The organism is Streptomyces toyocaensis, assembly GCF_000725125.1.
Lineage (GTDB): Bacteria > Actinomycetota > Actinomycetes > Streptomycetales > Streptomycetaceae > Streptomyces > Streptomyces toyocaensis.
Window position 1 is genome coordinate 777,015 of sequence record NZ_JFCB01000001.1, and the last position, 13,866, is coordinate 790,880.

The 13,866-nt window shown below is 74.6% G+C and carries 13 protein-coding genes; 4 read left to right on the forward strand and 9 right to left on the reverse strand.

What is annotated here, in order from left to right:
* Positions 1 to 9: 9 nt before the first annotated feature.
* Positions 10 to 1,401 carry a nicotinate phosphoribosyltransferase gene (locus BU52_RS03330; protein WP_037927943.1) on the reverse strand — a complete coding sequence of 464 codons (1,392 nt, stop codon included), beginning with the start codon at positions 1,399 to 1,401 and terminating at the stop codon, positions 10 to 12.
* 37 nt (positions 1,402 to 1,438) lie between these two features.
* A complete protein-coding gene (locus BU52_RS03335; protein WP_037927437.1) occupies positions 1,439 to 2,041 on the reverse strand; it encodes an Rv1733c family protein in 603 nt (200 codons plus the stop codon).
* A gap of 247 nt (positions 2,042 to 2,288) precedes the next feature.
* Here BU52_RS03335 and BU52_RS03340 point away from each other — a divergent pair, with 247 nt between their 5' ends.
* From BU52_RS03340 to BU52_RS03350, 3 genes are all read left to right on the forward strand, one after another.
* Complete coding sequence (locus BU52_RS03340; protein WP_037927440.1) at positions 2,289 to 3,161, forward strand: universal stress protein; 873 nt, start codon at positions 2,289 to 2,291, stop codon at positions 3,159 to 3,161.
* Between the two features lie 103 nt (positions 3,162 to 3,264).
* A complete protein-coding gene (locus BU52_RS03345) occupies positions 3,265 to 4,746 on the forward strand; it encodes a bifunctional aminoglycoside phosphotransferase/ATP-binding protein (protein ID WP_037927946.1) in 1,482 nt (493 codons plus the stop codon).
* A 90-nt stretch (positions 4,747 to 4,836) separates the two neighbouring features.
* Positions 4,837 to 5,883, forward strand: coding sequence for an alcohol dehydrogenase catalytic domain-containing protein (locus tag BU52_RS03350; RefSeq protein ID WP_037927443.1), 1,047 nt, complete (start codon positions 4,837 to 4,839; stop codon positions 5,881 to 5,883).
* A 39-nt stretch (positions 5,884 to 5,922) separates the two neighbouring features.
* Here the strand turns inward: BU52_RS03350 and BU52_RS03355 are convergent, their stop codons facing one another.
* Genes BU52_RS03355 through acsA form a run of 5 tightly spaced genes read right to left on the reverse strand, consistent with a single transcriptional unit; the run spans position 5,923 to position 11,426 of the window.
* Positions 5,923 to 6,168: an acyl carrier protein gene (locus BU52_RS03355; RefSeq protein ID WP_037927446.1), complete on the reverse strand. Its 246-nt coding sequence runs from the start codon at positions 6,166 to 6,168 to the stop codon at positions 5,923 to 5,925.
* Positions 6,165 to 7,586: a 2-oxo acid dehydrogenase subunit E2 gene (locus tag BU52_RS03360; RefSeq protein WP_037927451.1), complete on the reverse strand. Its 1,422-nt coding sequence runs from the start codon at positions 7,584 to 7,586 to the stop codon at positions 6,165 to 6,167. Before BU52_RS03360 ends, BU52_RS03355 begins: the two co-directional genes overlap by 4 nt.
* Positions 7,587 to 7,588: 2 nt before the next feature.
* Positions 7,589 to 8,581, reverse strand: coding sequence for an alpha-ketoacid dehydrogenase subunit beta (locus BU52_RS03365; protein ID WP_037927454.1), 993 nt, complete (start codon positions 8,579 to 8,581; stop codon positions 7,589 to 7,591).
* Positions 8,578 to 9,639, reverse strand: coding sequence for a pyruvate dehydrogenase (acetyl-transferring) E1 component subunit alpha (gene pdhA / locus BU52_RS03370; RefSeq protein ID WP_078903082.1), 1,062 nt, complete (start codon positions 9,637 to 9,639; stop codon positions 8,578 to 8,580). The genes BU52_RS03365 and pdhA overlap by 4 nt, the downstream gene beginning before the upstream one ends.
* Positions 9,636 to 11,426 carry an acetate--CoA ligase gene (gene acsA / locus BU52_RS03375; RefSeq protein WP_037927457.1) on the reverse strand — a complete coding sequence of 597 codons (1,791 nt, stop codon included), beginning with the start codon at positions 11,424 to 11,426 and terminating at the stop codon, positions 9,636 to 9,638. Before acsA ends, pdhA begins: the two co-directional genes overlap by 4 nt.
* 310 nt (positions 11,427 to 11,736) lie before the next feature.
* On the opposite strand from acsA, the gene BU52_RS03380 reads away from it, so the two are divergent.
* A complete protein-coding gene (locus BU52_RS03380; RefSeq protein ID WP_037927953.1) occupies positions 11,737 to 12,621 on the forward strand; it encodes a universal stress protein in 885 nt (294 codons plus the stop codon).
* A 22-nt stretch (positions 12,622 to 12,643) separates the two neighbouring features.
* Here BU52_RS03380 and BU52_RS03385 read toward each other — a convergent pair whose 3' ends face one another.
* Both BU52_RS03385 and BU52_RS03390 read right to left on the reverse strand, forming a co-directional pair.
* Complete coding sequence (locus tag BU52_RS03385; protein WP_063829989.1) at positions 12,644 to 12,898, reverse strand: LapA family protein; 255 nt, start codon at positions 12,896 to 12,898, stop codon at positions 12,644 to 12,646.
* 63 nt (positions 12,899 to 12,961) lie between these two features.
* Complete coding sequence (locus BU52_RS03390; RefSeq protein WP_037927460.1) at positions 12,962 to 13,849, reverse strand: universal stress protein; 888 nt, start codon at positions 13,847 to 13,849, stop codon at positions 12,962 to 12,964.
* Positions 13,850 to 13,866 lie beyond the last annotated feature (17 nt).

A 13,866-nucleotide genomic window follows, 5' to 3' on the forward strand; every position in this document is an offset into this window, starting at 1 on the left:
TGTGCCTCCTCAGCTCGGGACGGACCTCCGCCGCCCGGACGCGGTCCGTTCGTGCGTCCCGTGACGTGCGGCGGGTGTGCTCGTGCGCTCCGCGATGCGGCGCCGGACGCGGTCGGTGAGCGCGCTCAGCGGCTCGGAGGGCGTCGGGCGGGGAGGTACGGGAGACCCGATCCGGCGGGCGGACGGCGGCAGCGCGGCCAGGTCCGCGGCGAACCTCTTCCGGCACTCGCCGAGTGAGGACGGGTCACCGGTGCGCCGTCCGTGCCGCATCACCGTCTCCAGCAGGGGCGCGCCGTCGTGCGGCGGCCGCTCGTCGGCGAGACCGATCACGTCGGCACCGCCGGGCCTGCGGAACACCTGCTTGCGTCCGGGCGCCGTCACCTTCGCCGACGACAGCTTCATGACCGGCCGCCCGTCGTACTCCACCATTTTGTAGGCCGAGTCCAGATACGGCGCGTCGGCCGAGACCCCGACGCGTGTGCCGACCGCGTAGACGTCGATCGGCGCTCCGGAGCGGACCAGGTCGTCCACGCCGTACTCGTCCAGACCGCCGCTGACGGTGATCCGTACGCCGGGCGGGCCCGCCTCGTCGAGGACGGCCCTGGCCCGCACGGCCAGGGCCCCCAGGTCGCCGCTGTCCAGGCGCACGGCGCACCCCGGCCCGCGGTCCAGGTCACGCAGGACCCGGGCCGCGACGCGCACGCCGGCCTCGGTGTCGTAGGTGTCCACCAGGAAGGTCACCGGGCCGGGGTGGGTCCGGGCGAACGCGCGGAACGCCTCCTCCTCGTCCTCGAACGCCTCCACGTACGAATGGGCCATCGTGCCGACGGCGGGGATGCCCAGGGCCGTGGCCGCGGCGACGTTGCTGGTCCCCGCGAAACCGGCCATCGCGCCGAGCCGGGCGGCCTGGAAGCCGGCCCACGGACCGTGGGTCCGTCGCAGGGAGAAGTCCACGACCGGGTGCCCGGCCGCGGCGATCACGCATCGCGCGGCCTTCGAGGCGACCGCCGTCTGATGGCTGAGCAGGTTGAGCACGTACGTCTCCACCAGTTGCGCCTCCGGGAGCGGAGCCGTCACCTCCAGCAGCGGCTCTCCCGCCAGGACGATCCGCCCCTCCGGGACCGCCCGTACGCTGCCGGTGAACCGCAGTCCGAGCAGGGGCTCCAGATCCCGCGGCGGGCGGTGGAGAGCGGCGGCGAAGGCGGCGACGTCCTCCGGGCCGACCCGCAGGCCGGACAGGTGGTCCAGGGCCGACTCGAGCCCCGCCGCGACGAGGAAGCCCCGCTCCGGCGGCAGATCCCGGACGAAGAGGCTGAAGGTCGCCGGAGCGGTCATCCCCTCCCGCAGGTAGGACATCGCCATCGTCACCTCGTACAGATCGGTGGTCGTCGCCTCGGACATCAGCGCCGCCTCCTCCATCCCGTTCCGCTCGCGGGCGTCACCGCCGGAACCGGCCGGTCCACCGGGGTTCCACGAGTTCCCACTCGGCGTCCCACCGCGCGTACCTCCTCCGGTCCAGCACGAGACGCGTTCCGGCGCGCGTCATGAAGACCCCGGCCGCCCCGCCGATCACGGTGACGCTTCCGACGAACCAGCCGTTGGTCACGGCCTGGCGCTCGGTCAGGGGCGCACGTGTGACGGTGCCGTCCCGGTCCACCCAGACGCGCACCGTGGCGCCCTCGGCCGTGCCCGGTGACAGGAGGGCGGTCGCCGTGCGAACCTCTCCGCCGCTGTCGGTCCAGCGGACCTGCGCCCGCTCCTTCGCCGGCTGTCCGGGGTTCCCGGTGACCGACAGCACGCGGGCACCGACCTGCTGCCGCTCGGCCGACTGCGCCCGCGCCGCGTGCGACGACGACTCCTGCGCCGCCCTGCCCGCGAGGAGCCCCGCGAGTGGCAGTCCGACGACGAGGACGACCATGAGCGCGCGACGCACCCAGCACTCGACCCGGTCCGACGTACGGATCAGGGGATTGCGGACCTCTGGCGCCTGGTCCCCGCGCGGGGGCGGTCCGGACGCGTACGGTGAACTTCGGGTACTCATCGCCGGGCCTCCAGCACAGTGCGCCGGTCGCTTCGCTCACCACCGTCGAACGGCGGCCGGGCTCCGGTCACGGGGCCGAAGGTCCCTGCCGGCGGTCCGCCGGGCCCCGGTGCCGGGCTTGCCCCCTCCGGGGCCCGCCGGGTCCGGGTGCGCCGGGGAGGGGTTTGCGGTAACTCTCGAATGAACGGCGGCACCGCGCGGTCCGGCGGCGCCCTGTCCAGTGTCGTACGAGACGGAGGCGGACGCCATGGAACCAGTGATCACCGTCGGCCTCGACGGTTCACCGGAGAGTCTCGCGGCCGCCCGCTGGGCCGCGGACGAGGCCGGGTACCGCGGCTTCACCCTGCGACTGCTGCACGCGTGGCCCCTGCTCGCGCCGGAACCCACCGCGGTGCCCGCCGAGATCGACCAGAACTACTGGGCGAGGCGGCTGGTGCACAACGCCGAGGCGGAACTCCGCAAGCGCCGCCCCGGTCTGACCGTCCTCGTCAGCCTGGTGGCCGACGAGGCCCAGGACGCGCTGCTGCACGCGGCGTCGGAATCCACCATGACCGTGCTCGGCTCGCGAGGTCTGGAGCTCGTCGAGAGCTACTTCCTGGGCGACACCAGCATGTCCGTCGCGGCGCGCTCGGAGCGGCCGGTGGTCCTGGTCCGTGCCGGGACCCGTGTGCAGGCGCCGCCTGCCGCACCCGAGCGGGCGAACGACGTGGTGGTAGCGCTGAAGCTGCACGGACCCTGCGACGACGTGCTCGACTTCGCCTTCGCGGCCGCCGCGGCGCGGAACGCGCCGGTGCGGGCCGTGCACGGGCAGAGCCTGCCCGTGCACGCCTACGTCCCGTGGGGGGTGGACCACGACGTCGCCGACGGCGTCGCGCAGGACGCCAGGAAGCAACTGGAGCAGGTCCTCCACCCCTGGCGCGTGAAGTACCCCGGTGTCGAGGTGGCCGACACCGTCGGACTGGAAAGCCCCGCCAGGGCGGTGCTGCGGGCCGCCGACGGCGCCGGGCTGGTGGTCGTCGGCCGGCGCAGGCACCGCCTTCCGGCACCGCGTCTGGGCCCCGTCGCCCAGGCCGCTCTCCACCATGCCCGCTGTCCCGTGGCGGTCGTCCCCCATGACTGAGCCGCAGGGCCCGGGGGAAGCGACGACGGCCGCGCACCGGACCGACGCGTCCGTGCTCCGTCCCGGCCCCGCGCCCGGCAGTGCGGCGTTCCCGCGTGCGGAACTGCACGAGACGCACACCGCGATCGTGCTCCTCTTCGGCGAGCACGCCTACAAGATCAAGAAACCGGTCGACCTGGGCTTCCTCGACTACACCACGGTGGCGGCCCGCCGGGCCGCCTGCGCCCAGGAGGTCGCCCTCAACCGCCGTTTCGCCGCGGACGTCTACCTGGGCCTGGGGGAGATCCGGCTGCCGCACACCGACACGGCCGAACCGCTCGTGGTGATGCGTCGCATGCCGGCGGACCGCCGCCTGTCCCGGCTGGTGCGGGAGGGAGCCCGCGTCGACGACGTCCTGCGCTCGGTGGCCCGGCAACTCGCCGCCCGCCACGCCGACGCGCGCCGCGGTCCGGAGGTGGACGCGCACGGCACCCGCGACGCGCTCTCCTCCCGGTGGGAGGCGAGTTTCGCGCAGGTCCGCGCCCTGTCCGGCGAGGTCCCCCTGCCCGACGGCGTCGACGAGGTGGAGCGGCTGGTACGCCGCTTCCTCGCCGGGCGTGAACGGCTGTTCGACACGCGGATCCGGGAGCGGCGGGTCGTCGACGGCCACGGCGACCTGCTGGCCGAGGACGTCTTCTGCCTCGACGACGGCCCGCGCATCCTTGACTGCCTGGAGTTCGACGACCACCTCCGCTTCGTCGACGGCCTCGACGATGCCGCGTTCCTGGCCATGGACCTGGAACAGCTGGGCGTCCCGGAATCCGCGGCCTTCTTCCTCGCCCGCTACAGCGAGTACTCCGGCGACCCCGCGCCCCCTTCACTGTGGCACCACTACGTGGCCTACCGGGCGTTCGTCCGCGCCAAGGTCTCCCTGATCCAGGCACGCCAGGGAGCGGCCGGCGCGCAGGCGGCCTCCCGGCGGCTGGTCGCGGCGGCACAGCGGCACCTGCGCACCTCGGCCGTCGGCCTGACGCTGGTGGGCGGGCTGCCGGGCAGCGGGAAGTCCACGCTCGCCGGTGCCCTCGCCGACCGTCTGGGCGTGACCCTGCTGAGCAGCGACCGTCTCCGCAAGGAACTCGCCGGCGTCCCCGCCGAACAGGCTGCGGCGGCCGGCTACCGGGAGGGCCTGTACACGCCGGAGTGGACCGCAAGGACCTACGCCGCGCTGCTGGACCGCGCGTCCACCCTGCTCGCCTCGGGCGAATCCGTCGTCCTGGACGCCACCTGGACCGACGCGGAACAGCGCGAGGCGGCCCTGCGTACGGCCGAAGGCGCCGGCGCCGACCTGGTGGCCCTGCACTGCCGGGTCCCCGGCGGCATCTCGGCGGCCCGCCTCGCCTCACGCACCCCCGGCGCCTCGGCGTCGGACGCCGGCCCCGCCGTTGCCGCCGCCATGGCGGCCGAGGAGCCGCCGTGGCCCGAGGCCCACACGGTGGACACCGGCGGCCCCCTGGAGTCCGCGGTGGCGCAGGCGCTGGCGGTCCTGCGCCCCCGGGGCACCGGCCGGGCCCCGGTCTTCCGCCGTCCCTACATGGAGCCGGACTGATCCGGGCACGCGGCAGCGGCACTCCGCCGTGTTGCCCACGAGGCCACCGGGGGCGACGGTGGAGGTGAGACGGCGACCGAGGGAGTCACCATGCGAGGACTCGTCTACCACGGGCCTGCACACACCTCATGGGACACCGTCCCCGACCCCGTGATCGAGGACGACACCGACGCGATCGTGCGCGTCGACGCGACCACCGTCTGCGGAAGCGACCTGCACATCCGGCGGGGCGACCTCCCCGACGTGAAACCGGGAACGGTCCTCGGTCACGAGGCTGTCGGAGAGGTGGTGGAAGTCGGCCGCGGGGTGAACACCCGGCGGCCCGGACACCAGGTGATCGTGTCGTCCGTGTCCGCCTGCGGACACTGCCCGTTGTGCCGCGACGCCCAGTACGGGCAGTGCCGCGGCGGCGGCGGATGGCTGCTGGGCAACCTGATCAACGGGACGCAGGCCGAGTTCGTGCGGGTTCCCTTCGCCGACCACTCCACGCACCGGCGGCCCCCGTACCTCTCCCTCGACGACGCGGTCCTGCTCGCCGAACTGCTGCCCACGGCGTACGAGGTCGGCGTACGCAACGGACACGTGGGGCCGGGGGACACCGTCGTCGTGGTGGGCGCGGGCCCCGTGGGGCTCGCCGCCGTCATGATCTCCCGTCTCTACTCGCCCCGCCGGATCGTCGCCGTCGACCTGTCGCCGTCCCGGCTGGCGGCCGCCGCCCGGATGGGCGCCGACTCCGCCGAACTGCCCGGGGCGATGGTCGCCGACATGTCCGAGGGCGCGGGCGCCGACGTCGTCATCGAGGCCGCGGGCGATCCGGAGAGCTTCCTCCTGGCCACCCGCGTGGTGCGGGCGGGCGGACGCATCGCCAACGTCGGCATGCACGGCAATCCCGCCACCCTGCACCTCGAGGACCTGTGGCGGAAGAACCTGACGATCAGCACCGGCCAGGTCGACACCTCCTCGACGCCCTGGCTGCTCGACCTGCTGGCCTACGGACGTCTCGCGGTCTTCCCGCTCGTCACCCACCGGTTGGCCCTGGAGGACATGGAGCACGCCTACGAGGTCTTCGCACGGGGACCGGAGACCGGCGCCCTCAAGGTCGTGCTCCACCGCGAGCTGCCGGAACCGCCGCGGTAGCCGTTCCCCGGGTGGCCCCGGGGCGCGACGGCCGCCCGCTCACGTCACACGGGCGGCGAGGAAGTCGGCGCTGCCGGACAGTGTGGTGAGCTGTGGCGCGTCCGCGTCGTCGATCCGCACGCCGGTGCGCTCACCGAGGATCTCCAGGTAGGACAGGAAGTCGAGGGAGTCCATCTCGAGCGCGTCCCGGAAGGTGTCCTCGGGACCCAGCGCGGCCAGGTCGGCGTCCGGGACGACCTGGGTGATCGACTCCTTGACCAGGTTCAGTGCGTCGGCTCGGTTCACAGCTTCTCCGGTTTCTGCAGCAGGCGGTCGACGGCGGAGAGGTAGCGGGCCCCCACGGCGCCGTCCGTCGCCCGGTGGTCCGCCGACAGGGTGACGGTGACGACGGGCCGCACCCCGAGCAGTCCGCCGACGGCCCACGGCCGGTCGACGACCCGTCCGAAGCCGACCAGAGCCACCTGCGGAGGATGGATGACGCCGAACACGGTCTCCACGCCCTGGTCGCCCAGGTTCGTGACCGTGATGGTGGCGCCGGACACCTCGGAGCCCCGCAGTCTGCCCGTGCGGGCACGGGTGACCAGGTCCTTCAGCGCGGCCATCAGCGCGTGCGGGTCGAGTGTGTCGGCCCGGTGCAGGACGGGGGCGACGAGTCCCCCGCCGCGCAGGGAGACCGCCACGCCGAGATGGACGCCCTCGCCCGGGGTGAACCGGTCGTCGGCCCAGAAGCCGTTGAGCTCGGGAACCTCGCGCGCCGCGACGGCGGCCGCCCTGAGCAGCAGGGCAGCCGGGAGCAGCCGTTCGGGCAGGGGAGCGCGCCGGTTGTGGTCGTGCAGCCAGTCCGTCGCGGCGGTCATGTCGACGGTGGTGGACAGGTAGTAGTGCGGGATGTCCCGGTTGGCGCGGGTCATGAGACGTGCGATCGCCTGACGCATACCGGGAGCCTCCTCCCCGGGAGGGCGGGAGGCCCGGGCCGCGGCGGTGGCCGGGCGCTGCGGCGGGTGCGCGGCGCTCCGCCGGGCGGCCGCCCCGCTCACGTCCCTGGCGCGGACGGCGGCGTCCCTGCCGCTGCCGGTCACCTCGGACAGGCCGACGCCCAGCTCGGCGGCGAGCCGGCGGGCGAGGGGAGTGGCCCGTACCCGCGGGGACCGGGGCGCGGCCCCGGCCGACGCCCGCTCGATGTCGGCCCGGGTGACACGCCCCGCCGGTCCGGTCCCGTGCACGGACCCGAGGTCGACGCCGCTCCGCTCCGCGAGGTGCCGGACCAGCGGTCCCGCCTCGGCGGCTCCGTGCTCCGGAGCCCCGGACGCCGCCGGTGCGCGGGGCGGGGCGGGCCCGGCGGCCGGGGCGGGTGCCGGGCCTGCCCCGGCCCCGGCGGCCGGGGCGGGTGCCGCCCGCCGGGAAGCGGACGGGACCCGTGGCTCCTCCCGGGGCCGGCCGGCTTCCCCGGGCTCCTCCCGCGGTTCCGCCGCGGGCTCGATCAGGGCGAGCGGCGTGCCCACGGGGACGGTCGTACCCGGCTCGACGAGCCGCCGTCCCATCGCACCGCTCTCGAAGCACTCCACCTCGATGGTGGATTTGGCGGTTTCGACGACCGCCACCGGATCGCCCCTGCGGACGGGGTCGCCGGGCGCCACCAGCCACTCCACGAGTGTGCCCTCGTCCATGTCGGCGCCGAGTGACGGCATCGTGAACTCGGCCATGATCAGTCCACCGCCCGGTGCGCGGCGGCGACGATGTCGGCGGTCTGCGGCAGGGCGGCCTCCTCGAGCTGCCGGGCGTACGGAATGGGCACCTCGGCACTGCAGACCCGTTCGACGGGGGCGTCCAGCTCGTAGAAGGACTCCTCGGCGATCCGGGCGGACACCTCGGCGGCGAGGCTCCCCGTCCGCCACGCCTCGTCGACGACCACCGCACGGTGGGTCCGAGCCACGGACGCGGCAATGGTCGCGCCGTCCAGGGGACGCAGCGACCGCAGGTCGACCACCTCCGCGTCGACGCCGTCGGCGGCCAGCTCGTCCGCCGCCGCGAGCGCCTTGGGCAGCGAACCGCCGTAGGTGATCAGGGAGACGTCGGTTCCCGGCCTGCGGACCGCCGCGCGGTCCAGCTCCACGGGCCCGGCCGCCGGGTCGAGTTCACCGGCGGCGTTGTACAGGCTGCCGTGCTCGAAGATCACCACCGGGTCGGGGTCGGCCAGTGCCGGGGCGAGCACATGACGCGCGTCCTCGAGCGTCGCCGGGGCGAGCACGCGGATGCCGGGGATGTGCGCGTAGAAGCTCTCCAGACTGTGCGAGTGCTGCGCGGCGAGCTGCCGTCCCGCGCCCGTCGTCATGCGGATCACCAGGGGCACGGGCAGCTGACCACCCGACATGTGCAGCAGCGTGGCGGCGTTGTTCAGGATCTGGTCCAGGGCCAGCAGACTGAAATTGACGGTCATGATCTCGACGACGGGCCGCATCCCGGCCAGTGCCGCGCCGATGCCTGCGCCCACGAACGCGGACTCCGAGAGCGGTGTGTCCCGCACTCGGTCCGGACCGAACTCCTCGAGCAACCCGAGACTGACGCCGAAACAACCGCCGTACCTGCCCACGTCCTCGCCCATGAGGAAGACCCGCTCGTCGGAGCGCAGGGCCTCCCGCAGGGCCTCGCGCATCGCCTCCCGGTACGTCGTCCCCCGGGCTCGCGTCCCCGTGCTCACGGCCGGCTCACCTCGCCGTACGGCGCGCTGGTGACGTGGCGGAGCAGGTCCCCGACCGGCTCCTCGGGCGCCCGCTCGGCCGCCGTCACGGCGTGATCGATCTCCTCGGCGAGCCGCTGCTCGGTCCGGGCGAGCGCCTCGTCGTCCAGTTCGCCGCCGTCGCGCATGCGTTCCGTCAGCCGGGCGATCGGGTCGCGGGACTTCCACCGCTCCACCTCCGCCTTGTCGCGGTAGCGGTCCGGGTCGTACATCGAGTGGGCGCGGAAGCGGTAGGTGCGCAGCTCCAGGAAGTGCGGGCCCGCGCCCGCCCTGATTCCCCCCACGGCCCGCCGGGCGGCCTGCTCCACGGCTTCGACGTCCATGCCGTCCACGGCCCAGGCGGGCATGCCGTAGGAGGCGGCGCGCATCGCCAGGTCGGTCTGCGCGTGCTCACGGGCGAGCGCGGTGCCCATGGCGTACAGGTTGTTCTCGCAGACCAGCAGCAGGGGGAGGTTCCACAGGGCGGCGAGGTTCGCCGTCTCGTGGAACTCGCCTTCGGCGAAGGCCCCGTCGCCGAAGAAGCAGCAGGTGACGCCGGGCAGGCCGCGCATCAGGTCGGCGAGGGCGAGACCGGCGGCCAGGGGGAGCCCGCCGGCGACGATCGCGCTGCCGCCGTAGAACCGGCGGCTCGCGTCGAACAGGTGCATGGACCCGCCCCGGCCGCCGCTGCAGCCGGTCGCCTTGCCGTGCATCTCGGCCATGACGGACTCCGGCGTGAGGCCGCGGGCCAGCGCGTGACCGTGTTCGCGGTAGGTGGAGACGACCGCGTCCCCGGGCTCCAGGGCACCGGTGACGCCGACGGCGACGGCCTCCTCGCCGATGTAGAGGTGGACGAAGCCCCGGATCCTGGCGGCGCTGTACAGCTCGACGCACCGCTCCTCGAAACGCCGGATGCGCAGCATCGCCTCCAGGAGGTCCGTCCGGTGCCCGGCGCCGGACCTCCTGGCGGCGGCCTTCCGCCCCGGCTTCGCCGACGACGGCTCCTTGCGTGGACGGGTGGTGGGCCGGGACGCGGTCATGCGGATCCCTCCAAGGTCGACAGGTCGCCGGTGGGCAGGCCGAGTTCGCGCGCCCGCAGCAGCCGGCGCATCACCTTGCCGCTGCGGGTCTTGGGCAGGTTCGGGTCGAACGTGATCTCCCTGGGCGTGACGGCCGGTCCCAGCCGCCGACGGGCGAAGGCGAGCAACTCGCGTCGCAGACCGGGGGACGGTTCGACGCCGGGGCGCAGCGACACGAAGGCCTTGACGACGTTCCCCGCCACGGGGTCCGGCCGCCCGATCACCCCGGCCTCCGCGACGGCCGGGTGCTCCATCAGCGCGCTCTCCACCTCGAACGGGCCGATCAGATGACCCGCCGACTTGATCACGTCGTCGGCGCGCCCCACGAACCAGTACCAGCCGTCCGCGTCCCGCCGCACCAGGTCACCGGTCAGGTACCAGCCGTCGGCGAAGGCGGCGTCGTAGCGTTCCTCGTCGTGCAGATAGGCGCGGAACATCGACGGCCAGCCGGGACGCAGCGCCAGCTCCCCCTCCTCGTCGGGGCTCTCCACCTCCGTGACCCGGCCGCCCGCGACCCGTGCCCGGCCGTCCTCACCGGTCCTCAGCACCGTCGCCTCGACGCCGGGCAACGGACGGCCCATCGAGCCGGGCCGGATGTCGCAGGCCGCGAAGTTCGCGATCATGATGCAGCCGGTCTCCGTCTGCCACCAGTTGTCGTGCACGGGCAGACCCAGCACGTCCCGGCCCCAGAGAACGGCCTCCGGATTGAGGGGCTCCCCGACGGAGGCGATGAGGCGCAGGGCCGACAGATCGTAGGAGCGCGGCAGGTCGTAGGGCCCGTGGCGCGGGGTCGCGCGCATGAGCATGCGCAGCGCGGTGGGCGCCGTGTACCAGACGGTGACCCGCTGCTCACCGAGGATCCGGTACCAGCGGCGGGCGTCGTAGTCGCCCTCGTCGACGATCGTCGTGACGCCGTGCACCAGCGGGGCGATGACGCCGTACGACATGCCGGTGACCCAGCCGGGGTCGGCGGTGCACCAGTACACGTCGTCGGGGTGCAGGTCCAGCGCGTAGGCGGCCGTGACGTAGTGGGCGACCACCGCCTCGTGGACGTGCACCGCGCCCTTGGGAGTGCCGGTGGTGCCGCTGGTGAAGTGCAGCAGGGCCATGTCACCGGGAGAGGTCGGCGGGATCGTGAAGGTGTCCGCGGCGGCGGCCGTCAGCTCGTCGAAGGAGGAGGTGCCGGGCAGCTCCCCGGCGCCGGGCCCGACGATCAGGACGTGTTCCAGGCCGGGCAGCGCGTCCCGGCGGCCGGCCACCTTCTTCCGGTAGAGGGCCGCCGTCGTCACCAGAACCCGGGCGTCCCCGAGACGCAGCCGCTGCTCCACGGGGTCCGGGCCGAACGCGGGGAACAGCGGACACAGCACGTCGGCGTTCTTCAGCGTGCCGAGCACCGTGGTGTAGAGCTCGGGACAGCGGCCGAGGAGCGTGAACACCCGCTCGCCGCGGGCGACGCCGAGTGCCCGCAGCACGTTCGCGAAGCGTGCCGTACGCCTGGCGAGTTCGGCGTACGTGACCTCGGCGACGGTGTCGTCCCGGGCGACGCAGCGCAGTGCGGCCTTGCCGGCACGGTCCGATGCCGCGTGCCGGTCGACCGCCTCGTACGCGATGTTGAGCCCGCCGCCGGGCAGGCCGGCCAGCGCGCCGTGCGCCTCGGCCCAGGTAAACGTCGAACGGGCCCGTTCGTAATCGGGGAGCCGGGGTGGCACGACCGGTTCGGTGTCCTTGCGGATCGTTTCCCAGTCCATAGGTGCTCCTCGCGGCACTGCCCCTGATGTCCAGGGTCGCGGAGCGGCGCGCCGGCCGCACGTCGGCCCGGGGCCGTGGAAGGGCGGTGGCGGCACGCGATGGAGCCGAGGGCCGCCCGCTTCTTGCGGGCCCTCATTGCACGGTGCGCGGTTTCGCTCCGCTTCTCCGTGTCTGCTGTGGCCCTCGGCTCCCTTCCATGACACCGCGCCGTGGACGCCTGCCGTAGGGCCGGACGGCCCGGCCGGGAGGGCCGGATGGCCCGTACCGGCGGAGAATGGCCGGCAGGGGATGAGGAAGGCGGTGGACACCATGGCCCCGTTGCCCCTGGTCGTGGGCGTCGACGGATCGGAGCCCGCTCTCCTGGCGGTCGACTGGGCCGTGGACGAGGCGGCCCGGCACCACCTGGCGCTGCGCCTGGTGCACGCGTCCCCGTGGGCGGCCCACGAGAGCGCCGTGCCCCCGTCCGGCGGACCGCCGTCCGCCCGTGCGGCGGCCGGGCGGGTTCTCGCCGCGGCCGCCGGGCGTGCTCACCGGCGCGACCCGCGGATCGAGGTCTCCACCGCGGTCCTCGCCGAGGAGGCGGCCCGTGCCCTGCTGAACGAAGCCGGCGACGCGGCGTTCCTCGTTCTGGGATCGCGGGGCCGCGGCCCGTTGCGGGGACTGCTCCTGGGCTCGGTCGGGCTCACCGTGGCGGCGCGGGCGCACTGCCCGGTGATCGTGGTGCGGGGCGACCCGGCCGGTCTGGCCGGCGGCCACGGACGGATCCTGCTGGGCGCGGGGGACCCCGGCACGAGCGGTGAGGCGGTGCGCTTCGCGTTCCGCGAGGCCGAGGCCCGCGGATGCGCGCTGGACGCCGTACGCGCCTGGCGTTGCCCGGCGTACGAGAGCCTCGACCACCCGGCGACGACCGGCGCACCGGAACGCCGGTACGAGGAGCGGGCATCCGCCCTGCTCGACGCGGTCCTCCGCGAGGCGGTCGCCGCTCACCCGGGAGTCCGGGTCCGCCGTGCGACGGTCGAGGGTCCGGCGTCGAAGGTCCTCGTGCTGCGGTCCGCCGCCGCCGACCTCGCCGTCGTCGGCGCACGGCGCCACCGGGGCCACGCCGGCCTCCAGCTCGGCCGGGCGGCCCACACGCTCCTGCACCACGCCCAGTGCCCGGTGGCGGTGGTACCCGAGGTGCCCCGGCCCGCGTGAGACGGCCGGGTCCGGCGGCGCGCTACCGGCGTGCGCGCCGCCGGGCGAGGAGCAGGCCGATGGCCGTGCCCACGAGGAGCGTGACCGTGAGGACGCTCCACAGCGGGAGCGTGACGGTCGGGATCCACAGCTTGATGGTGACCGAGCCCGTGTTGGCGGCGATGAACCAGATGGCCAGGCCTGCGAGCAGCACGACGCCGATGGTGCGCAGCCTGACATCCCGTCCCTTGACGGTCAGTGTCGGCGGACCATAGGCGTGCGAGGCGTTTCTGCTCATACGGGTCATTATCGGTCGGCGGGTGCGCGACGGCGACCCGTGACCGCCTCCGGCCGAAGGACGCTACTCCTTGCCGGCCCCGTCCCGGACCACCGCGACGGGACACCGCGCGTGGAGCAGGACGCCCCGACTCACCGACCCGAGCAGCAGGCCCGCGAAGCCGCCCCTGCCCCGCGCGCCGACGACGAGGAGCCGCGCGTCCGCGCTCGCCCCGACGAGCGTGTGGCGCACGCGGCCGACGACCGGCCGGCGCTCCACGGCGACGTCCCGATATCGCTGCTCCTGCCCGGCCAGCGCCACGTCGAGCACGCGTTCCGCGTGCTCACGCAAGTGGCTCCTGTCGTACGTCACGAAGGGTGGATCCGCCGGTCCGTCGTAGGCGTACGCGCTGTCGGGCCGGCACACGTGCACGGCCGTGAGTGCGGCACCGTGGAGACGGGCCTCGGCGAAGGCGAACCGGACGGCCGGCGCGGTGACGGGTGCGTCGTCGACCGCCAGCAGCACCGGACCGCCGGGCGCCGTCCGTCCCCGCACCACCAGCACCGGGCAGTGGCCGTGCGCGGCGAGCCGCCCGGCGGTCGAACCGAGCAGCAGTCCGCCGACGGCACCGTGGCCGTGGCTGCCGACCACCGCGAGCGAGGCCGTCCTCGAGGCGATCACCAGCACCGCCGACGGATCACCCACGACGACGTCCCGGGAGACCTCCACCTCGGGGCCCGTGCGCCGGGCCCGCCGCTCGGCCTCGGCCAGGGTGCCGTCGATCAGTTCGCGCACGCCCGCCGCGGCCGGGTTCCACGGCGGCCCGGCGGGCGGCCCGTGCGGGGACTGCTGTCCGAAGGCGTGCACCAGCCGCAGGCCCACGCCTCGGAGCGCGGCCTCCCGGGCCGCCGCCCCGACCGCCTCCAGACTCGACGGGGACCCGTCCACCCCCACCACCACCGGCTGTTCCATGACGACGCTCCCCGTGC